The organism is Dietzia sp. NPDC055340, assembly GCF_053645335.1.
In genome coordinates, this window is sequence record NZ_JBSHML010000023.1 from 1 (window position 1) to 20,584 (window position 20,584).

Here is a 20,584-nt window from a genome sequence, read left to right on the forward strand (position 1 = left end):
GTCCACCCGGGTGGACTGCCGGCTCTCGTCACGCGTGGATCGCCGATCGCGCGGGGCCGTGGTGGTCACCGGCCCCGGCGATCACTGACCGTTGGCGGCCTTGAACTCGCGGCGGCGCCGGTGCAGGATCGGCTCGGTGTAGCCCGAGGGCTGCGTTGTGCCCTCGAGGACGAGCTCACGGGCGGCCTGCCAGGCGATGGACTCCTCGACGTTCGGAGCCATGTTCCGGTACGCGTCGTCGCCGGCATTCTGGCCGTCGACGATCTCGGCCATGCGGCGCAGGGAGTCCTCGACGAACTCGGCGGAGACGATCCCGTGGCGGATCCAGTTGGCCAGCAACTGCGAGGAGATGCGCAGCGTGGCGCGGTCCTCCATGAGATTGACATCGTGGATGTCCGGAACCTTGGAGACGCCGATGCCCTGCTCGACCCAGCGCACCACGTAGCCGAGGATCGTCTGGCAGGAGTTGTCGACCTCCTCCTTCTTCTCCGCGTCGGTCCAGTCCGTGCTGGGCGCCAGCGGCACCGTGAGGATCTCGTCCACCGAGGCGCGCGGGCCGCCGGCCAGGAGCTCCTCCTGGCGCGTCATCACGTTCACGCGGTGGTAGTGCGTGGCGTGCAGGGTCGCACCCGTCGGCGACGGGACCCAGGCGGTGTTGGCCCCGGCCTCGGGCTGGCCGATCTTCTCGGCGAGCATCTCGGCCATGAGGTCGGTCTTGGCCCACATCCCCTTACCGATCTGGGCGCGACCGCGGAGACCGCACGCCAGGCCGGTGTCGACGTTGAAATCCTCGTAGGCGCTCATCCACAGCGCGGACTTCATCTCCGCCTTGCGGATCATCGGGCCGGCCTCCATGGAGGTGTGGATCTCGTCGCCGGTGCGGTCGAGAAAGCCGGTGTTGATGAACACGACGCGCTCGGTGGCCTCGGCGATGCACGCCGCGAGGTTGACCGAGGTGCGGCGCTCCTCGTCCATGATGCCGACCTTGAGCGTGTTGGCCGGAAGGCCCAGGAGCTTCTCGACACGGCCGAACAGCTCGCTGGTGAACGCGACCTCGGCAGGGCCGTGCTGCTTGGGCTTGACGATGTAGATCGAGCCGGAACGGCTGTTGCCACGCTCGTTGCCCTCGGCGATGCCGTGGATACCGGCGAGAGCGGTGACGAGCGCGTCGAGGATGCCCTCGGGGAGCTCGTTGCCCTCGGTGTCCAGGACAGCCGGGTTGGTCATGAGGTGTCCGACGTTGCGGACGAAGAGCAGGGAACGGCCGTGCAGGCGCACCTCGCCGGTGCCGTCCGGCGAGGTGAACACCCGGTCGTCGTTGAGGACACGGGTGAAGGTCTTGCCGCCCTTGGAGATCTCCTCGGACAGATCGCCCTTCATCAGCCCCAGCCAGTTGCGGTACCCGAGGGTCTTGTCCTCGGCGTCCACCGCGGCGACCGAATCCTCGAAGTCCATGATGGTGGTGACCGCGGATTCCAGGGCGACGTCCTTCACGCCGGCGGCATCGGTCGAGCCGATCGGGGAATCCGCATCGATCTCGATGTCGATGTGGAGACCGTTGTTGCGCAGGAGAACCGACGACGGCGACCCGGCATCGCCGAGATAGCCCACGAGCTGAGCGGCGTCCCGGAGTCCGGTGGTCGAGCCGTCGGCGACCGTGACCTGCAGAGCGCCGTCGACGACCGCGTAGCCGGTGGAGCCGACATGGCTGCCGGTCTCGAGCGGGGCCGCGTCGTCGAGGAACTCGCGGGCCCACTCGATGACCTTGTCGCCGCGCACCTTGTTGTAGGAGCTGCCCTGCTCCGCGCCATCGGACTCCGGAATGGCGTCGGTGCCGTAGAGGGCATCATAGAGCGAACCCCACCGCGCGTTGCCGGCGTTGATCGCGAAGCGCGCGTTGGTGATCGGCACCACGAGCTGCGGGCCGGCGATCGTCGCGATCTCCTCGTCGACGCCTGCGGTCTTCACCGAGACGGACTCGGGCGCGGGGACGAGGTACCCGATCTCCCGGAGGAACGTCTTATACGCGGCGGGATCGATCGGGGCCGGGTTCTCCTGATGCCACGCGTCGATCTTCGACTGCAGTTCGTCGCGCACCCCCAGAAGTTCCCGGTTACGAGGCGCGAGGTCGGTGAAGATCGCCGCCGCGCCGGCCCAGAACTCGTCGGGGTCGACCCCGGTACCCGGGATCGCCTGCGAATTGACGAAGTCGTACAGGACCTTGTCGACCTGGATACCGCCGACGGTGATGCGATCGGACATCGATGCTCTCCTCCTGTTAGGGGATCGTTCTCGGCTCAGACTCTAGTTGGCGCCTCTGACGGCTTCATCTGGCATTTCCACAGTGTGGAACGCCGGGCCCCCTGGGTAGGATTCGGCCCATGGCGCAGAACAGGTCGGTGGCTCCGGCGGAGATCACGTTCATCAAGGGGCACGGCACCATGAACGATTTCGTTCTCCTGCCGGACGACCGCGCCGAGCTCGAGCTCGACTCCGATCTCGTGCGTGCCCTGTGCGACCGCCGCGCGGGTATCGGAGCGGATGGGATCCTGCGGATCGCCACGGCAGGGGCGCTTGTGGAACAGGCGGTCCTGTCCGAGCTGCCGGACGGTGTGCTCGAGGCGGACTGGTTCATGGACTACCGCAACGCCGATGGCTCCATCGCCGAGATGTGTGGAAACGGGGTCCGGGTGTTCGCCCACGCGCTGGTCGCGACCGGCCGCGCGGAGACGGGAGAGGTCCGGGTCGGCACCCGTTCCGGACCCCGACCGGCCCGGATCCTCGAACACCGCGGAGATCGCGCGGTAGTCCGTGTCGATATGGGGCAGCCGGAGCTTCTCGGTCTGTCGTCAGTGCAGGTCGGGGATCGGACGTTCGCCGGGATCGCGGTGGACATGGGCAATCCCCACCTCGCCTGTGTCGTGCCCGGGCTCGATGGTGAGAAGCTTGCGGCGCTTCCCCTCCACCGCCAACCGGGGTTCGACACGGACTTCTTTCCGGAGGGGGTCAACGTGGAGATCTCGACTCCCCTGCGGGAGGGCCGTGTCTCGATGCGGGTCCATGAACGTGGGGCGGGCGAGACGATGTCCTGTGGGACCGGAATCGTCGCCACGGCGGTGGCCGCGCTCGCGGATGCCGGCCGGACCGCCGGCGAGGTCGTCGTCACGGTGCCGGGCGGGGAGGTCGCCGTCGGCCTGACCGAGAGCGGATCCACGCTCACCGGCCCGTCGGTACTCGTCGCGGAGGGCACATTCCGGAGGTCGTAGCGCATGTTCTCCGTCTATCCCGGGGTCGGCGCCCGGCGGCATGACCGGGCTTGGTATGAGATGATGGCCGGGAATGACTAACGAATCCGGGGCGGCGGACCGCCCACTACGTAATCTCGACCCCTCCATCGGCGAACTGCAGCTCGAGGAACGCTCCTCGCTGCGCCGGGTCGCGGGTCTGTCCACAGAGCTCCAGGACGTCAACGATGCCGAGTACCGGCAACTCCGACTGGAGCGGGTCGTGCTCGTCGGGGTGTGGACCGAGGGCTCGTCCGCCCAGGCCGACGCGGCGATGGCCGAGCTCGCCCAACTCGCGGAGACCGCCGGGTCCGAGGTGTGCGACGCGCTGATCCAGCGCCGGGACAAGCCCGATGCGTCGACGTACATCGGGTCCGGCAAGGTGAGCGTGCTCAAGGATGTGATCGCCGCCACCGGCGCGGATACGGTAATCTGTGACGGTGAGCTGACCCCGGGCCAGCTGATCTCGCTGGAGAAAGCCGTGAACGTCAAGGTCATCGACCGGACCGCACTGATCCTGGATATCTTCGCCCAGCACGCCACGAGCCGCGAAGGCAAGGCGCAGGTCTCGCTGGCCCAGATGGAGTACATGCTTCCCAGGCTGCGGGGTTGGGGCGAGTCGCTCTCCCGGCAGGCAGGCGGCCGCGCCGGCAGCAACGGTGGGGTGGGCCTGCGCGGTCCCGGCGAGACCAAGATCGAAACCGACCGCCGCCGGATCCGTGAGCGGATGGCGAAGCTGCGACGCGAGATCAAGGGTATGAAGCAGGCTCGCGACACCAAGCGTCACCGCCGTCGTGCCACCCCGGTGCCGTCGATCGCGATCGCCGGGTACACGAACGCCGGTAAATCGAGTCTCCTGAACCGGATCACCGGAGCCGGGGTGCTCGTTCAGAACGCGCTGTTCGCCACCCTGGACCCCACGACCCGGCGTGCAGATCTCCCGGACGGGCGAACGGTCGTGTTCACCGACACCGTGGGCTTCGTCCGACACCTTCCCACGCAACTCGTTGAGGCATTCCGATCGACTCTGGAAGAGGTCGTCGATTCGGAACTGCTCCTGCACGTGGTCGATGGCTCGGATCCGATGCCGCTGCACCAGATCGAAGCGGTGCGCAGGGTGATCAACGACGTCGTCGAGGAGCAGGGCGCCGAGCGGCCCCGTGAGTTGGTCGTGATCAACAAGATCGATGCGGCAGACCCGTTGGTGCTGACCGAGCTGCATCACGCGGTTCCGGACGGCGTGTTCGTGTCCGCCGCGACGGGGGAGGGGATGGACGAGCTCCTCGAGGCGATCATGGACATCATTGCCTCCGGTGACACTGAGGTCACGCTACTCGTGCCCTACCGGCGGGGTGAGGTGATCTCCCGGGTGCACGCGGAGGGCGCGGTTCTCGCTGAGGCGCACACGCAGGAGGGCACGAGGATCACGGTGCGGCTGCCCCAGTCGGTGGCCGGCGAGGTGTCCGAGTTCCTGGCCGACGGCACACACGGCGGCGCCGCCTGAGCCCGGGTTCCGGGAGCAGGCGGCGCGGGCCGGACTGGGGACTTCTCGTGAACGTCACATCTTGCGGAAGACCGTGACAACCTTGCCGAGCACCGTCGCATGCTCGCCGGGAATGGGGCTGAACGCGGGATTATGGGGAAGTAGCCAGACGCCCGTCTCGTCCTTACGGAAGGTCTTGACCGTGGCCTCCCCGTCGATCATCGCGGCCACGATCTCGCCGTTGTCGGCCACGTTCTGCTGACGGACCACCACATAGTCGCCGTCACAGATCGCGGCGTCGATCATCGACTCGCCGACCACCTTGAGCATGAACAACTCCCCCGACCCCACCAGGTCCGCAGGTAGCGGGAACACTTCGTCGACCGCCTGTTCAGCCAGAATCGGCCCCCCGGCGGCGATGCGCCCCAGCACGGGAACATAGACCGCTTCCGTTGCCCCGGACGGGCGCCCCTGAGGCGGGGTGGGTGCGCGCCGACCCCGCGACTTCTGGCCCGGGACGCCATGCACGTCGACCGCCCGCGGCTTGTGGGGATCCCGGGTCAGAAAGCCCTTCTTCTCGAGGGTCCGGAGCTGATGCGCGACGGAGGAGGTGGACTGCAGTCCCACCGCATCGCCGATCTCCCGGATGCTGGGCGGATATCCACGGTCTTTCACCGTGTCGTGGATATGTAGCAGCACGCTCTTCTGACGAGGCGTGAGCGCCTCGAAGTCCGGTTTCGGCATCGCGATGTCCCTTCGGCGAATGGATGTTCGACGTCTCTCTTTGTCTACACCCTAGACGGGCCGGGAACGAAGCGCCACACACCTGTTCGAAGAAATTCGCGCTCGGGTGGTGACTCTGTCGGAGTCGCGTGATACAACTCTAGGCAGTGTTCGAGTTCGAACAGGTGTTTCGGGCAACACACACAAGCGTGCGATTCCGTGTCGCACAGTCTGTCGAGTAGGGAGTGGCCATGTCCGTTCAGGAGCTTCAGTCGCACGCGCACCTCACGCGGAGCTGGACCGAGGTCTGCGCAGGGGAACACGGCGTCGTCCCGGTCCGGGACTCGGGGGGCCGGGGCGGGCGGCCGGCGTCGGCTCTGCCGTCCGGCGCCTCACGCACCCGGCCGGTGGTCCGTTCGAAGGGCCGACGTGCCGGTGGGGCTGTGAGCACGGATCGCGCGCGGCCGGTATCGGCACGCAAGTCAGTGCAGCGCCGGGGTGTGGCATTCGACCGATCGCCGGCGAGCGGTCGTTCGACTTCTGCTGCCCCGGTCGTGCCCGGTCGTCGGATCGTGGTCCGATCGGCGGGGTCTGTGCGCGCGTGCAACGTGCAGGCGCCGGCGACGGCGCCAGTGGGAGTGGTGGATGACGTGCCGACGTGGGCGCTGGTCGTCTGTGGAGTCCTTTTCGGGATCGCGATGCTCCTGGCGCTGGCCTTCCTCGGCGGGCCCGCCTACGCGTGATCGGGTGGTCGGCCTCTTAGACTGGAGTAGAGACGGCACATGGTCCGTCTCCGTCCCGGTGAGCAGTTCACCTGAGGGCGTGAGATCCGGTCAATGAAGGGCGGAACGGGAATGTACTGCCCGACGTGCCACAACGAGGACTCCCGGGTGATCGATTCCCGGTCCGTCGACGAGGGGCAGGCGATCAGACGCCGTCGCGAGTGTTCGGAATGCGGGCACAGGTTCACCACTCTCGAGACGCCTCTGCTGACGGTCCTCAAACGCAATGGAGTGACCGAGTCCTTCAGCCGCGACAAAGTGGTCAGAGGCGTGCGCCGTGCATGCCAGGGGAGGTCTGTGGAGGAAGCCGCACTCCGCAGGCTCGCGCAGCAGGTCGAGGACGCGGTCCGCGCACGAGGCGCCTCCGAGGTCCCTGCGCACGAGATCGGACTCGCCATCCTGGGGCCGCTGCAGGACTTGGACGAAGTCGCGTATCTGAGGTTCGCCTCCGTATACAAGCAGTTCAGTTCGGCGGACGATTTCGAACGAGAGATCATCGCTCTCAAAGAGCGCCGCGACACTCGGTAGCCGGCCGGCTCAACGCGAGGACTTCTGGGACAGTGCGGTACGGACAGCCTTGTCGATCCGCTCCGGCGATACCGACTGGGCCGTACCGAGCGACTGCGCGAACAGCCCGACCCGGTATTCCGCCAGCATCCACCGCAGGTCACGGATCGCTCTGGCGCCGCCCGGCCGCGCGCGAAGCACAGCACATGCCTCCTCGACCGTGGATTCCGAGCGGGCAACCCGTGCCGACAGTTCGGCGTGGCGCCCCGGCGCCTTCTCCGCCAGATCCAGGCGCATCGACACGGCTCGGACATGGCGCTCCAGATGCGGCAGCACGGACGCGGGATGCCGGGCCAGGAACCCTTTTCCGGTCAGGTACTCCAGGGAGGGACGAACAGTGTCAGCGAGCGTGGGCGGGGACTCCGCCAGGCGTGCCGAGACCTGCTGAGCCCGGACCAACGCTGTCACGACGGTCGAGATGGAGGTGGCGACAGCCCCCGGCACCTCGGCCCGCGCGGTGGCACGTAGTTCCAGGAAATCAGCGGCCTCGAGTACCGGCGCGCCCTGTCGGCTCGCGAGCAGTCTGGCGCACACGGCGAGAGAGGCATCCGAGACCAGAGCATCGATGCCGCCGTACGGATACTGGCTGAGGGCGAGACGTTGCTCGACCGGGCGCCCCCGGAGGATCGACGACGGTGCGACGAGATCAGCGGTCATCAAGGACAGGACGGCCTTGGTCTGGGTCGCCCGGCGCTCTTCCTCGGTGGTGCACGCGACCCGGTGGATGCCGTCTGTCGCGATCCGCAGGGCGGGATAGACGGTCACCTCGACGCCGTCCACCGACCCCGTCACCGAGCGAGGCAGATCACCGATCGTGTCGGCAGTCCATTCGCGGTGCGGCCCGTCGTCGGGGATCAGCCGTCGATTGAGGGTGGAACGGACTTTGTCGGTGAGTCTGGAACGCAGTGCTCTGAGGTCGGTCCCCGCGTCGACCACCGTGTCGCCGTCGACGACCTCGAACCTGACACGCAGATGATCAGGTAACTGCTCCGGTCGGAACTCTCTCGGATCCACGGTGGTCCCGATCCGGGTCGACAGCGCCTCCGCCAACGCGACGGGCAGAGGGGCCGAGCGAGGTTTCACATCGGCGAGCAGCAGACCGGCGTACTCGGCCGGTGGCGAACACATCCGCCGTAGGTACTTGGGCAGCGTCCGCAGCATCTCGGTGTAGAGCTCCTCGCGCAACCCCGGGACGAGCCACTCGAACCCCGCTGCGGTCACGGAACTGAGCTGCGGGAGCGGGATACGGATGGTGATCCCGTCCGCGGCGCCACCGGGTTCGAACTCGTAGTGCAGTTCGAAGCGACGTTCACCCTGTTGCCAGAACGGCGGAAAGGCGGCGGCATCCGGCGCCTTCTCCGCGGTGCGGATGTCCTCGTCGGTCAGGCGCAGCGCAGCGGGATCGCGGTGGCCCTTCTTCTTCCACCATGATTCGAGGTGCCGACCGGAGGTGATGTCCGCGGGAAGGCGCTCGAGGTAGAACCCGGCCAGCGCCTCGTCGTCGATCACGAGGTCACGCCGACGGCTACGGGTTTCCAGCTCGCGGGCCTGCTCGACAGCCCGTGCGTTGTCGATGATCGCCGGGACCCGCGTCGTCCATCTGCCCTCGACGATCCCGTGGCGCACGAACATCTCCCGCGCCAACGGTGCATCGACCCGCGAGAGCAGGATCCGCCGCGCCTCTACTACCGTTAAGCCGAGCAGGAGTACCTTCTCGTATGCCATGGCGGCGCCCTGGGCGTCGGACCAGTGGGGTTCGGAGTACTGCGAGCGCACCAGGTGCTCTCCCAACTGCTCGATCCATGCCGGATCGATTCGCGCCACATCTCGCGCCCAGAGCCGAGAGGTCTCGACCAGTCCGGATGCCATCACCCAGCGGGGCGGCTTCCTGGCCAGGTCCGAGCCCGGGAACACCTGGAACCGGATCCCGCGGGTGCCGCGGAACTCGCGTGTGTCCTCGTCGCGCACTCCCACATTGGTGAGTAGTCCCGCCAGGATCGCCTTGTGGAGATCGTCCTCGACGGCGTGCTCGGACGGCGGGTGCCAGCCCTGTTCTCGGCACATGCTCCGCAGTTGGGCGGTGAGGTCCTGCCACTCACGGATGCGCAGCCAGTGTAGGTACTCGGCCTTGCACATCCTGCGGAACGCACTGCCGGACAGCTCGCGCCGCTGCTCGGTGATGTAGCGCCACAGATTGAGGTAGCCGAGGAAGTCCGAGCTCTTGTCCGCGAACCGGCGGTGCAACTGATCCGCCTTGTCCCGTTCCTCGGCCGGTCTCTCGCGCACGTCCTGTACCGTGAGCGCCGCCACCACGACGAGGATGTCGCCGAGAGACCCGTTCCGGTGGCCTTCCACGACCATCCTGGCCAGGCGCGGATCGAGCGGGAGGACCGCCATCTCGCGGCCGACCTTCGTCAGATGAGGCCGCTCGTCGTCGTCGATGCGTAGGGCGCCCAGTTCGGTGAGCAGCGTCATCCCGTCCCGGACGGACCTGCGGTCCGGTGGCTCCACGAACGGGAAGTCATCCACCGGCCCCAGGTCGAGGTCGGCCATGGACAGGATCACCGACGCCAGGTTGGTCCGGAGGATCTCCGGGTCGGTGAACTCGGGCCGGGATTCGAAGTCGTCTTCCGAGTACATGCGGATGCAGATCCCGTCCGCGACACGGCCACAGCGACCGGCGCGCTGGGCGGCGGAGGCCTGCGATACCGGCTCGATGGGCAGCCGCTGGACTTTGGTGCGGGTGGAGTAGCGGGAGATCCTGGCCAGGCCTGTGTCCACGACGTAGCGGATGCCCGGCACGGTGACGGATGTCTCGGCGATGTTGGTCGAGAGCACCACCCGGCGCGTCGAATGGGCGCGGAAGGCCTTCTGCTGCTCGGCCGCGGTGAGTCGGGCGAACAGCGGGAAGATCTCGGTGTTCTTGAACCGACGTCCGCGCAGCACCTCCTCGGCGTCGCGGATCTCGCGCTCGCCGGAGAGGAACACCAGGACGTCGCCGTCGTCCTCCCGGAGCAGTTCGGAGACCGCGTCAGCCAGCCCGTCCAGTGGGTCGAGATCGATCACCCTGTCGCCCTGCTCCACCTGTAGAGGGCGGTAGCGGATCTCGACGGGGTAGGTACGGCCGGAGACCTCGATGACCGGCGCGGGCCGCCCCCCGGCGTCGGCGAAATGGCGGGCGAACCGCTCGGGGTCGATCGTCGCGGAGGTGATGATGAGCTTGAGGTCGGGGCGCTTCGGCAGGATCTGCTTGAGGTTGCCGAGCAGGAAGTCGATGTTGAGGCTGCGCTCGTGCGCCTCGTCGATGATGATCGTGTCGTAGGCGCGCAACAGCCGGTCGCGGCGGATCTCGGCGAGCAGCACGCCGTCGGTCATCAGCTTGACCGCGGTTTCCGGGCTCGTGCGGTCGTCGAAGCGCACAGCGGAGCCGACGAGACCGCCGATCTGCACACCCAGCTCCTCGGCGATGCGCTCGGCGACCGACCGGGCGGCGAGCCGGCGCGGCTGTGTGTGACCGATCATCCCGCGGACACCGCGGCCCAGTTCGAGGCAGATTTTGGGGATCTGCGTGGTCTTACCCGAGCCGGTCTCGCCGGCGATCACCACCACCTGGTTGCCGCGGATGGCCTCTGCGATCTCGTCCTTGCGCGTGCTGACCGGCAGCTGCCCGGGGTACTCGGGGATCGGGATCGAGTCAGCCCGACGCCGGAGCCACTCGGCTGCCTTGTCGACGCGCTCGGAGAGCTCGTCCAGTTGGTCTGCGCGGGCCCGCCGGATCCGGGGCCGGAGCCGGTGGGCGTCGAGGGTGCCGACCTCGTCGAGGCGGACGAGCAGCTCGTGGCGGGCCCGGCGGAGCTCAGGGGAGGGCGCGGAAGACGAGGACATGGTGCCCGCAAGGATATAGCCCCTCGCGCGGTGGTCAGTCGGCGCCGCTCTCCCGGCGGGATTGAACCCGTGCGTAGCGTTCGTGGAGCCGTTCGCGGATCTCGTCCGGCTCGTAGGCGCGACGCCGCCGTTCGGAGCGTGCCGCGAGGATTCCGGTTGCGGCGACTCCGGCCATGCCCGCCGCGCCGACCACCTTGAGCCACTGCCGTCCACGAGGAGCCATGCGACAACTGTAGGCGGAGAATGGCAACCGCCTGGCAGGATCTCATCATGACCGTCGACACCGTGCCCCTGGCGGCCGCCACCGAACGGACGAGGACCGGGGACCTGTGGGTGTTCCGTGGCCGCTCGACCGCCGACAGGCTCATCCAGACACTGACCAACGCGCCTGTGAACCACGTCGGGATCGCGGTGGTGCTGGAGGACATGCCGCCCCTGATGTGGCACGCGGAGATGGGCCGGGCGCTGCCCGATGTGTGGACGGGGCGTCGCCAGCGGGGTGTTCAGCTGCACGACCTCGAGGCCGCGGTTCGCCAGTGGGCCGGCCCGTACGGTCAGCGGGCGTGGTTCCGGCAGATCAGTCCGGAGGTCGGCCCCGGGCAGGAGGACGCGTTGCTCGAGTCGATCGCCCGGCTGAACGGCGTGTCTTTTCCGTCGACAGGACGCCTTGCCGCGCGATGGGCACGGGGCAGGTGGGCAGCCGGGAGGAGCGGGGACGTCGGCGCCGAGGAGGGGGTTGGCGGCCGCGCCGAACAAGGCGGGAGGAAACCCGGAGAGAGGGACGACGCCGACGCAGGCAGTCCCGACGGTCGCCGGGGCTGTTCTCCGCTGCCGGAGTTTCGGCGTTCGCGGACACAGGCGGCTGCCTCCGACGTGCCCGCGGAAGCAGACGGGGCCGGGGCACGCGGGCCCGCTTTCGCGCGGGGGCCGGCCCGACGTCTCGAGGCGGCGTACTGTGCCGAGGTCGTCGGAGCCACGCTGGAGGAGATGGGGATCCTGCTGCCGGCGGGGGACACCAGCTGGTACGACCCCGGCCGCTTCTGGAGCGGTGACAGCCTCCCGCTCGCCCCGGGCTGGGGATACGGTCGTGAGATCGCGGTGACCGTCAGCCCCGGAGCACCACGTCGCTGAGCTCGGGCTCGACCTCCTCGGGTGCCACCACGAGCAGCTCGTCACCGGGTTCGAACGGTACGTCCGGGGCGGGGACGATCACACGCCCGCCGCGCAGGATCGCGACCAGCGCGGCATCGCGGGGGAACCGCACGCGGTTGACCGGCCGGCCGGCCAGCGGCGTCTGCTCGGGGAGCGTGACGCTGATGAGATTCGCCCCACCGCGGCGCAACGTCATCAGACGGACGACGTCGCCGACGGAGACCGCCTCCTCGACCATCGACACGATGAGCCGCGGGGTGGACACGGCGACGTCCACACCCCAGCGTTCGTCGAAGAGCCACTCGTTACGGGGGTTGTTGACCCGGGCGACGACCCGGGAAACGGCGAACTCGGTAGTGGCGAGCAGGCTCACCACCAGGTTGGCCTTGTCGTCCCCGGTCGCCGCGACCACCACATCCGCGTCCTCGACTCCCAGACGGGACAGAAAACTGAGCTCGCAGGCGTCCCCGGTGTGGAGATCAGCACCGTCGACCGGATCGGCCTCGAACACCGAGGCGTCCTTGTCGACGAGGATCACGTGGTGGCCGCTGGCGAGCAGTTCCCGCGCGATCGATCGGCCCACGACGCCGGCGCCGGCCACGACCACCGTCATGATCGCGGGACGGGCGGGCGGGATCGGCGACTCGTCGAGCAGTCCGGTCCCGTCCGCGTAGTCGGGGATCTGGTTCTCAGACATCGGCGGGACCTCGTCTCAGCACTTCGTCGAGTTCGGCGACCGTGGCGGAGGGGACCGCGAGGTGCACGATGTCCTGGGCCTGGACGAGGGTGTCCGCGTTCGGTAGACGGCCTTCGCCGAAGCGGGTGAGGGTCACGGCCCGTCCACCCGCCGCGCGGGCGAGCGCGTCGAGCGGCGCCCCGACCCACTCCTTCGGCGCATCGATCGCCACGAGTGACACCGAGTCGGTCTGGTCCCGCCAGAGCACCGGGCTGGATCCCGCGGTGATGAACCGCACCAGCCGGCCGGTCGCCCACGGGACGGTGGCGACGGTGGGTATACCGAGGCGCTCGTAGACCTCGGCGCGCCCGGCGTCATAGATCCGAGCGATGACCCGGTCGAGCCCGAACGTCTCGCGTGCCACGCGCGCCGCGATGATGTTGGAGTTGTCGCCCGATGACACCGCGGCGAAGGCATGAGCGTCGCGGATACCCGCGCCCTCCAACACGTCCCTGTCGAAGCCCGTGCCGGTCACGGTTCGACCGGTGAAGCCCTCGGACAGGCGGCCGAAAGCCCGCGGCTCGTGGTCGATCACCACCACGTCGTGCCCGGCGGCGTCCAACTCGGTCGCGAGCGCCGCGCCGACGCGCCCGCACCCCATGATGACGACCTTCATGGCGGTCTCACTCCTCACGGCGCACACCGCGTGCGTCCATCCGGTTACGCTACTTGCCCGCCTGCGGTGCTGTCCGAGATGGCGTGCGGGTCATACGATGTGTCGGTGTCCAGGATCTCCAAGGTCTCCGTGGGAGCCAAGCGGCTGCTCGTGGGTCGTCCGTTCCGCAGTGACACGATCGGGGCCACCCGCCTGCGTAAACGGATAGCCCTGCCGGTGTTCGCCTCCGACGCGCTGTCGTCCGTGGCATACGCGCCGCAGGAGATCTTCCTCGTGCTCTCGATGGGCGGGATGTCCGCGCTCGCGTTCACCCCGTGGGTCGGGCTGGCGGTCGCGATCGTCATGGTCGTCGTCATCGCCTGTTACCGGCAGAACGTCCGGGCGTATCCCTCGGGTGGTGGCGACTACGAGGTCGCGACGGTCAATCTCGGGCCCAACGCCGGCCTCGGCGTGGGGGCCGCGCTGTTGATCGACTATGTGCTGACGGTGGCGGTGTCGATCGCCGCGGCCGCCGAGAACATCGGCTCGGCGATACCGTTCGTCCACGATCATGAGGTGCTCTTCGCGGTCCTGGCGATCACGGGACTGGCGGCCGTGAACCTGCGGGGGGTTCGCGAATCGGGCGCGATGTTCGCCATCCCGGTGTACACGTTCATGGCGGCGATGACCGGTCTGGTGGCGTGGGGCCTGTTCCAGGTCGAAGTGCTCGGGCGGGATCTGAACGCCGAGTCCGCGGGTTTCACGCTCGTCACGCCGGACGGCCTGTCGATCACCGGGCTGGCACTGGTGTTCATCGTGGCGAAGTCGTTCGCGTCCGGATGTGCGGCCCTGACCGGGGTCGAGGCCATCCACAACGGCGTACCAGCGTTCCGCAAGCCGCGCGCCCGCAACGCCGCCGCGACCCTGGGCATGCTCGGGGTGCTCGCGGTCTCGTTCCTGCTGGGTCTGATCGAACTCGCCCGCCGCCTCGACGTGAAGATCGCCGAGAATCCCGGCGCCCAACTGCTCGGCGCACCTGAGGGCTACCGGCAGAAGACGATGATCGCGCAGCTCTCCGAGCCCGTTTTCGCCGGCGTTCCGCTGGTCTTCTACGTGATCATGGGCGCCACCGGGCTCATCCTCGTGCTCGCCGCGAACACGGCCTTCAACGGTTTCCCGATGCTGGCTTCGGTGCTTGCGCGGGACAAGTACCTGCCCCGCCAGCTCGCGACCCGTGGCGACCGGCTCGCGTTCTCCAACGGCATCGTGCTGCTCGCCGTGGCCGCCGCGGCACTGGTGATCGTCTTCGACGCGCAGGTCACGGAGCTGATCCAGCTCTACATCGTCGGGGTCTTCGTCGCGTTCACACTGGGCCAGTGGGGGATGATCCGGCACTGGAACCGGCGTCTCGGCCACGAGGAGGACGCTGCGGTGCGCAGGGGGGTCAGGCGCGCTCGGATCGTGAACGCGACCGGGATGGTGTTGACGGCGAGCGTCCTGGTGATCGTCATGGCCACCAAGTTCCTGTCCGGGGCCTATATCGCCGTGCTGGGGATGGTGGGTCTGTTCGTGGTGATGAAACTCATCCGCCGACACTACGACTCCGTTGCGCGGGAGCTGGACGACTCGTCGTGGGAGGTCGTACTGCCCAGCCGGACCCACTGTCTGGTCCTGGTGTCCAAGCTGCACCTGCCGACGCTACGGGCACTGGCCTACGCCCGGGCGACCCGGCCGGACACCATCGAGGCGCTCACGGTCAACATCGACACCGCCGATACGCGAGCGTTGGTGCGCGAGTGGGAGGACCGGGGGATCCAGGTGCCGCTCAAGGTCGTCGAGTCCCCGTACCGCGAGATCAACCGGCCCGTGGTGGACTATGTGACGAGACTACGGGAGCAGCGACCGCGGGACGTGGTGATCGTCTTCATCCCCGAGTACGTCGTCGGGCACTGGTGGGAGCAGTTCCTCCACAACCAGAGCGCGCTGCGGCTCAAATCCCGCCTGCTCTACGAGCGCGGTGTCATGGTGACCAGCGTGCCGTGGCAGTTGTCCTCGTCAGACGGCCGCGCGGAGCAGGCCCGAGACGAGCCGATCGTCGGACGCTGGCGTGAACCGGAGGCGCAATGACTGTCAGGGAATCGATCGACTGGACCGGCCAGGTTCTCCGGGTGCGGGTGGAGGGGCCGGCGCACGGCGGGGAGTTCGTCGCGCGACACTCCGGTCGCGTGATCTTCTGTCGGGGTGCGCTCACCGCCGAGCTGGTGGAGGTCGTCGTCGACGACGACCCGGGTAAGGGCTTCTGCCGGGGGACCGTTCGCGAGGTGCTGGAACCGTCCCCGGACAGGGTGCGGCCTGTGTGTGAGGCGGCTGCGGCCGGCGCGGGGTGCTGTGACTGGAGTTATATCGACGGCCCCGCAGCCCGAGACCTGGCGGGTCGGGTCCTCGCGGAGCAGGCGGCCCGGATCGGCCGTATCGGGATCCCGCACTCGCCGGTTCCTGTCGATCTCCCCGCCGGCGACCCCGCCACGACGGGGTGGCGCACGACCGCACGGTGGGTGACGGACGCCGATGGGCGCCCCGGAGTGCGCCGCGCCCGCTCCCGGGACGTGATCACGAAGCCCTGCAGCCAGTCGGATCCACGTCTGCTCGACGCGGTGCTCTCGGCGGGTATCGGCCCGGATCGCGAGATACTGGGTGTCCTGGACGACGAGGGTTCGATCCATGTGGCCCATCGAGCTGTAACGGAGGACCGGCCCCGCGGACGGGGGCGCAACGCGGCCCGTTCCGCGGCGACGAGAGCACGGGCCCGCCAGGCGCGTGGCCGGGGCTGGGAGCACGTGGTCGGTGGGCCGACGATGGTCCGGCGTGTAGGGGAACGTCGGTGGCACCTGCCGGTGGACGCGTTCTGGCAGGCCCACCGGTCCGCGGCCACCCACTACAGCGACGTCGTCCGTGCGGCCGTGGCAGGCGCGCCCGGGGTGACGGGGGCCCCGGTGGTGTGGGACCTGTACGGCGGCGCCGGAGTTTTCGCGGCGGCCACCCTGGATGCCGCGCCGGGCGCCCGGATCACGGTCGTCGAATCCGCGCCGGATGCGCTCGGCGCGGCGGAGGCGGCGCTCGGTGCCGACGGAGGGATCCGCACCGTGCGTTCGCGGGTCGAGACCTTCCTCGAGCCGGGCGACGAGACCGATCCGTTCGGACGGCCTGACGTCGTGATCCTCGACCCGCCGCGGGGCGGCGCCGGCATCCCGGTGATGGAGAAGGTGGCCCGGACCGCGAGGTCGCGGGTCGTCCACGTCGGCTGCGACCCGGCCAGTCTCGCGCGTGATGTGGGGGTTCTCGTCTCCGCCCGGTGGTCGCTGCGCGAGTTCCGTGGGGTGGCGGCGTTCCCGGGGACCCACCACGTCGAGGGGATCGCGGTGCTGGACGCGCCCGGCCGGAACTGATCGTCGTAGGTGATGAGGGCCTCAGACTGCCGCCCACGGGAGGGCTCCCGCGTCAGCAGCCCGTAGACTGGCCGTTCGACCCAGCGGGGTGAAGGTCAGGAAAGGGGCGGTCGACAGCAATGAGCGTGCTCGATGAGGTGGACGGCCCGTCCGATCTGCGGGGCCTGGGTTCCGACCAGCTGAGCCGTCTGTGCGGCGAGATCCGAGAGTTCCTCATCCGCAAGGTCGCGGCGACGGGCGGGCATCTCGGCCCGAACCTCGGCGTCGTCGAACTCACCGTCGCGTTGCACCGCGTGTTCGATTCACCGCGGGACCCGATCGTGTTCGACACCGGCCACCAGTCCTACGTCCACAAGATGCTCACCGGCCGCAAGGACCGGTTCGACGGACTGCGCACGCGGGACGGTCTCTCGGGCTACCCGTGCCGCGCCGAGAGCCCACACGACATCGTGGAGTCCTCGCACGCCACCGCGTCGTTGTCGTACGCGGACGGCCTCGCCAAGGCTTTCGCCCTGCGCGGCCACTCGGACCGGACGGTCGTCGCCGTGATCGGCGACGGCGCGATGACCGGCGGGATGGCCTGGGAGGCGCTGAACAACATCGCCGCCGCGAAGGACCGTCCCCTGGTGATCGTGGTGAACGACAACGGCCGCTCGTACTCGCCGACCATCGGCGGGATCGCCGATCGGCTGGGCGCCCTGCGACTGCAGCCCGCCTATGAGAAGGCGATGGACCGCACCAAGACGGCGTTGACCTCTCGGAAGGGTCTCCTGGGCAAGGCCGTTTACTCCGTGCTCCACGGCATCAAGGCCGGCCTCAAGGACGCGGTCTCACCCCAGGAGTTGTTCGCCGACCTCGGGATCAAGTACATCGGCCCGGTCGACGGCCACAATCTGGCCGCCACCGAGGCCGCGCTCCGACTGGCGAAGGACTTCGGCGGCCCGGTGATCGTGCACGCGGTGACCCGCAAGGGCATGGGCTACGTGCACGCCGAGAACAACGAAGCCGACCAGATGCACGCCACCGGGGTCATCGACCCCGAGACCGGCAAGCCGCTGTCCACCTCGTCCTCCGTCGATTGGACCTCGGTGTTCTCCGACGAGCTCTGTGCCATCGGCGCGGAACGGGAGGACGTCGTGGCCATCACGGCCGCCATGGCGGGGCCCACCGGGCTGACCGCCTTCGGCGACCGCTTCCCGGACCGGATGTACGACGTCGGAATCGCGGAGCAGCATGCGGTGGCGTCCGCCGCCGGCCTGGCGCTCGGCGGGCTGCACCCCGTCGTCGCCGTCTACTCGACCTTCCTCAACCGGGCCTTCGACCAGTTGCTCATGGATGTCGCCCTGCTCGGACAGCCGGTGACCCTGGTCCTCGACCGTTCGGGCGTGACGGGGCCGGACGGCGCGAGCCACAACGGGATGTGGGACCTGTCCCTGACCGGGATCGTGCCGGGCATCAGGGTGGCCGCGCCGCGCGACGACGTGACGCTGCGCCAGGAACTGCGTGAGGCGGTGGACGTCACCGATGGGCCGACGGTCGTGCGCTTCCCGAAGGGCTCGGTCGGGGAGTCCATCCCGGCGCTGGAGACCTCGGAGGACGGCGTGGACCGTGTCCACGGTCCGGGCTCGTCGGATGTGTTGATCGTGGCTGTGGGCTCGATGGTCGCCCCGGCCATCGCTGCGGCGCGCGAGCTCGAGTCGGACGGTCTGGGCGTGGACGTGGTCGACCCGCGCTGGGTCTACCCGGTCTCCGACTCGCTCGTCGGGTCCACCCGGGGCCGCCGCCTGGTCGTCACGGTCGAGGACAACGGTCTCCACGGTGGGGTCGGGTCCGCGGTCTGTGCGCGGCTGGACTCAGCCGGCGTCCGGGGCGACCGGATGTCGCTGGGGCTGTCGCAGGAGTTCCTGGACCACGCGTCGCGGGGAGAGATCCTGACCGACGCCGGGCTCACCGGTGAGGGGATCGCGGCCTCGATCCGGGCGCGACTCGCCGACTGACCGAGGGCGAGCCGCTCCACGTCGTGTGAGCTCGCGGCGCCGAGCGGGTCAGCTCGTCGCCCGGAACTCCCGAACAGCCTCGAGCAGGGGCGCGGAGGTGAGTACGCGCTGCCAGTCCCGGGTCTCCTCGCCCCGGAGGACCTCGTCCAGTAGCTCGCCGTCGTCCCCGGGACGAGTGGTGGCGGCCCGCCACACCCACAGTCGCAGCGTGGCGGGCTTCAACAGCAGGCCGGCCTCCAGTCCGAGCTCGTCGCCGAGTTCACCGATCCGGGCGCGGGCCAGCTCGAGCAGAGTGGCGGCCTCCGGTTCGTTACGCTTCCAGGACGCGTGGGGCGGGTGCTCGCCGCGGGGTCCCTGACGGGTCGGGAGGTCCGCACGACCGAGCCCCTCGGCCCATTCGAGGGCCTCCAGCCAGTCACCGGCCATCCTCCGACGGTGTGGCCCGTCGAAACCGTCGATCGCGAGCAGAGCTGATCTGCTGGCCGGGCCGATGCGCGCGGCCTCGACGATCGCGGCGTCGGGTAGGAGTCGCTTGGGGGCGATGTCCCGGTCCTCGGCGATGCGGTCCCGAGCCATCCACAGCTCCCGCGCCCGCGCGAGCTGGCGCACATCCCGGAGCGAGGTGAGCCGCGACAGGCGACGCCACGGCTCGGGTGCGGCGGGTGCAGGTTCGGATTCGACGAGATAGCGGCACTCCGCCTCGTACCAGTCGCGCCGACCGAGATCATCGAGACGTGGCAGGACTGCGTCCGCCAGTTCGTGGAGGAAGAGCACGTCGTAGGCCGCGTAGTCGAGCCAGGACGCGGGAAGTGGTCGACGGGACCAGTCGGCGGCCGAATGTGCCTTGGCCAGACCGATGCCGAGATGTTCGGAGATCATCGCGCCGAGGTTGACCCGCTCGGTTCCGAGGAAACGCCCGGCGAGCTCGGTGTCGGCCAACGACGAGGGGATGATCCCGAGCTCGCGCAGAGAGGGCAGATCCTGGCTCGCCGCGTGCAGCAACAGCGGGCGGTCGGACAGGAGATCGGCGAGCGGACCGACGGTGCGGCCCGGGGTCTCGGGGTCGACGAGGAGTGCGGGCCCGTCGGCGGGTCGGAGTTGGAGCAGGAACGCGCGTTCGGGGTATCTGATCCCGGAGGCCCGTTCGACGTCCACCGCCACCGGGCCGGACGACGCACTCAGCGCCCCCGCGACCACATCGAGTCCCGCGTCGTCGTCGACGAACTCGTACTCGGCCGGCGGCGGCGCCGCTCCCGGCGGGGTCTCACCCCTGCGGCGGACACTCACGCGCGACGATGCAGCGACGTCACGCCGACGGGAGGCAGACCGGCTGCGAGGGCCAGAGTCTTGCAGAAGGCGGACGCATGGCCGGTGAGGTCTGCTTCGAGCGCCGTCCACGAGGCCCGGAGTTCCAGCTGGTGTGCCTGGGGAGGGCCCGCGATATCGCCGTAGCGGACCGACGCGGTGCTGGTGACGGTACCGCCCAGCGCCGTATACGGTCCCGCCTCCTCGTCGAGCGCCTCGGTCAGCCAGCTCCATGCGACCTGCGGCAGGAGCGGGTCCCCGGCGAGCGCGGCCTCCATGTCGGCCTGGATGTAGGCCACCAGCCGGAGGGTGCCGTTCCAGGCGTCGTCGCCGGACGGGTCGTGGAGGAGGATCAGACGGCCGAACGCGTCACCGTCGGAGAACTCCGGGACGTCGTCTCCCGAGGGCGGGATGATCTCGACGCCCAGTGCGTGGCTGTACGGCGCCAGCCGCTGAGGGGGGCGGATCGGCCCGACCGAGATCTCGGGGCGCACCTCGAGCCGCGACAGGGACTCGACCGCCTCCTGGAAGACCTCCGGCTCGCCGTCATTGACCGATGTACTCACAGGGCGTCACGCTAGTCACCGCCCGGCGGCGTGCTCCGGAGGCGCGCCGTCAGCCATCGGGGT

15 protein-coding genes are annotated in these 20,584 nt (G+C 69.2%); 7 read left to right on the plus strand and 8 right to left on the minus strand.

Annotation, left to right across the window (positions count from 1 at the left end; translation table 11 throughout):
• Positions 1-81: 81 nt before the first annotated feature.
• Positions 82-2,262: a malate synthase G gene (locus ACWIFB_RS15200; RefSeq protein ID WP_452098991.1), complete on the minus strand. Its 2,181-nt coding sequence runs from the start codon at positions 2,260-2,262 to the stop codon at positions 82-84.
• 119 nt (positions 2,263-2,381) lie between these two features.
• Here ACWIFB_RS15200 and dapF point away from each other — a divergent pair, with 119 nt between their 5' ends.
• Together dapF and hflX are read left to right on the plus strand one after the other, a co-directional pair.
• A complete protein-coding gene (dapF, locus tag ACWIFB_RS15205; RefSeq protein WP_454058702.1) occupies positions 2,382-3,266 on the plus strand; it encodes a diaminopimelate epimerase in 885 nt (294 codons plus the stop codon).
• 73 nt (positions 3,267-3,339) lie between these two features.
• The gene (hflX, locus tag ACWIFB_RS15210) at positions 3,340-4,788 is read left to right on the plus strand and encodes a GTPase HflX (protein ID WP_452098989.1); all 1,449 of its coding nucleotides are present in this window, start codon (positions 3,340-3,342) and stop codon (positions 4,786-4,788) included.
• A 54-nt stretch (positions 4,789-4,842) separates the two neighbouring features.
• On the opposite strand, the gene lexA is transcribed toward hflX, so the two are convergent.
• On the minus strand, positions 4,843-5,511 hold the full coding sequence (gene lexA / locus ACWIFB_RS15215; RefSeq protein ID WP_452098988.1) for a transcriptional repressor LexA: 669 nt from the start codon (positions 5,509-5,511) through the stop codon (positions 4,843-4,845).
• A gap of 833 nt (positions 5,512-6,344) precedes the next feature.
• Here lexA and nrdR point away from each other — a divergent pair.
• Positions 6,345-6,800, plus strand: a complete 456-nt coding sequence (gene nrdR / locus ACWIFB_RS15220) for a transcriptional regulator NrdR (RefSeq protein ID WP_295651783.1) — start codon at positions 6,345-6,347, stop codon at positions 6,798-6,800.
• Positions 6,801-6,809: 9 nt separating this feature from the next.
• Here nrdR and hrpA read toward each other — a convergent pair whose 3' ends face one another.
• Both hrpA and ACWIFB_RS15230 read right to left on the minus strand, forming a co-directional pair.
• Positions 6,810-10,724, minus strand: a complete 3,915-nt coding sequence (gene hrpA, locus ACWIFB_RS15225; protein WP_454058703.1) for an ATP-dependent RNA helicase HrpA — start codon at positions 10,722-10,724, stop codon at positions 6,810-6,812.
• A gap of 34 nt (positions 10,725-10,758) precedes the next feature.
• Positions 10,759-10,947: a hypothetical protein gene (locus ACWIFB_RS15230; protein ID WP_452098985.1), complete on the minus strand. Its 189-nt coding sequence runs from the start codon at positions 10,945-10,947 to the stop codon at positions 10,759-10,761.
• A 47-nt stretch (positions 10,948-10,994) separates the two neighbouring features.
• Between ACWIFB_RS15230 and ACWIFB_RS15235 the strand changes: the two genes are divergently transcribed.
• Positions 10,995-11,855: a hypothetical protein gene (locus ACWIFB_RS15235; RefSeq protein WP_454058704.1), complete on the plus strand. Its 861-nt coding sequence runs from the start codon at positions 10,995-10,997 to the stop codon at positions 11,853-11,855.
• Here ACWIFB_RS15235 and ACWIFB_RS15240 read toward each other — a convergent pair.
• Both ACWIFB_RS15240 and ACWIFB_RS15245 read right to left on the minus strand, forming a co-directional pair.
• Positions 11,830-12,489 carry a potassium channel family protein gene (locus ACWIFB_RS15240; RefSeq protein ID WP_454058731.1) on the minus strand — a complete coding sequence of 220 codons (660 nt, stop codon included), beginning with the start codon at positions 12,487-12,489 and terminating at the stop codon, positions 11,830-11,832. The genes ACWIFB_RS15235 and ACWIFB_RS15240 overlap by 26 nt on opposite strands.
• Positions 12,490-12,565: 76 nt before the next feature.
• Entirely contained in the window at positions 12,566-13,228 is a 663-nt protein-coding gene (locus ACWIFB_RS15245) for a potassium channel family protein (protein ID WP_454058705.1), read from the minus strand.
• A 114-nt stretch (positions 13,229-13,342) separates the two neighbouring features.
• On the opposite strand from ACWIFB_RS15245, the gene ACWIFB_RS15250 reads away from it, so the two are divergent.
• From ACWIFB_RS15250 to dxs, 3 genes are all read left to right on the plus strand, one after another.
• Entirely contained in the window at positions 13,343-15,334 is a 1,992-nt protein-coding gene (locus ACWIFB_RS15250; RefSeq protein ID WP_454058732.1) for an APC family permease, read from the plus strand.
• A complete protein-coding gene (locus ACWIFB_RS15255; RefSeq protein ID WP_454058706.1) occupies positions 15,331-16,653 on the plus strand; it encodes a class I SAM-dependent RNA methyltransferase in 1,323 nt (440 codons plus the stop codon). The genes ACWIFB_RS15250 and ACWIFB_RS15255 overlap by 4 nt, the downstream gene beginning before the upstream one ends.
• A gap of 119 nt (positions 16,654-16,772) precedes the next feature.
• Positions 16,773-18,650 (plus strand): 1-deoxy-D-xylulose-5-phosphate synthase, encoded by a 1,878-nt coding sequence (gene dxs, locus ACWIFB_RS15260; protein WP_454058707.1) that lies wholly within the window; start codon positions 16,773-16,775, stop codon positions 18,648-18,650.
• Positions 18,651-18,698: 48 nt separating this feature from the next.
• Here the strand turns inward: dxs and ACWIFB_RS15265 are convergent, their stop codons facing one another.
• On the minus strand, positions 18,699-19,937 hold the full coding sequence (locus ACWIFB_RS15265; protein ID WP_454058708.1) for an HRDC domain-containing protein: 1,239 nt from the start codon (positions 19,935-19,937) through the stop codon (positions 18,699-18,701).
• The gene (locus ACWIFB_RS15270; protein WP_452098978.1) at positions 19,934-20,521 is read right to left on the minus strand and encodes a DUF3000 domain-containing protein; all 588 of its coding nucleotides are present in this window, start codon (positions 20,519-20,521) and stop codon (positions 19,934-19,936) included. The genes ACWIFB_RS15265 and ACWIFB_RS15270 overlap by 4 nt, the downstream gene beginning before the upstream one ends.
• Positions 20,522-20,584: the final 63 nt, after the last annotated feature.

What these genes read in the sequence shown, in the direction of transcription:
- ACWIFB_RS15200 (WP_452098991.1), bottom strand. Translation starts at nt 2,262, where the DNA reads ATGTCCGATCGCATCACCGTCGGCGGTATCCAGGTCGACAAGGTCCTG.
- nrdR (WP_295651783.1), top strand. Translation starts at nt 6,345, where the DNA reads ATGTACTGCCCGACGTGCCACAACGAGGACTCCCGGGTGATCGATTCC.
- lexA (WP_452098988.1), bottom strand. Translation starts at nt 5,511, where the DNA reads ATGCCGAAACCGGACTTCGAGGCGCTCACGCCTCGTCAGAAGAGCGTG.
- ACWIFB_RS15245 (WP_454058705.1), bottom strand. Translation starts at nt 13,228, where the DNA reads ATGAAGGTCGTCATCATGGGGTGCGGGCGCGTCGGCGCGGCGCTCGCG.
- hflX (WP_452098989.1), top strand. Translation starts at nt 3,340, where the DNA reads ATGACTAACGAATCCGGGGCGGCGGACCGCCCACTACGTAATCTCGAC.
- dxs (WP_454058707.1), top strand. Translation starts at nt 16,773, where the DNA reads ATGAGCGTGCTCGATGAGGTGGACGGCCCGTCCGATCTGCGGGGCCTG.
- ACWIFB_RS15255 (WP_454058706.1), top strand. Translation starts at nt 15,331, where the DNA reads ATGACTGTCAGGGAATCGATCGACTGGACCGGCCAGGTTCTCCGGGTG.
- ACWIFB_RS15235 (WP_454058704.1), top strand. Translation starts at nt 10,995, where the DNA reads ATGACCGTCGACACCGTGCCCCTGGCGGCCGCCACCGAACGGACGAGG.
- hrpA (WP_454058703.1), bottom strand. Translation starts at nt 10,724, where the DNA reads ATGTCCTCGTCTTCCGCGCCCTCCCCTGAGCTCCGCCGGGCCCGCCAC.
- dapF (WP_454058702.1), top strand. Translation starts at nt 2,382, where the DNA reads ATGGCGCAGAACAGGTCGGTGGCTCCGGCGGAGATCACGTTCATCAAG.
- ACWIFB_RS15240 (WP_454058731.1), bottom strand. Translation starts at nt 12,489, where the DNA reads ATGACGGTGGTCGTGGCCGGCGCCGGCGTCGTGGGCCGATCGATCGCG.
- ACWIFB_RS15230 (WP_452098985.1), bottom strand. Translation starts at nt 10,947, where the DNA reads ATGGCTCCTCGTGGACGGCAGTGGCTCAAGGTGGTCGGCGCGGCGGGC.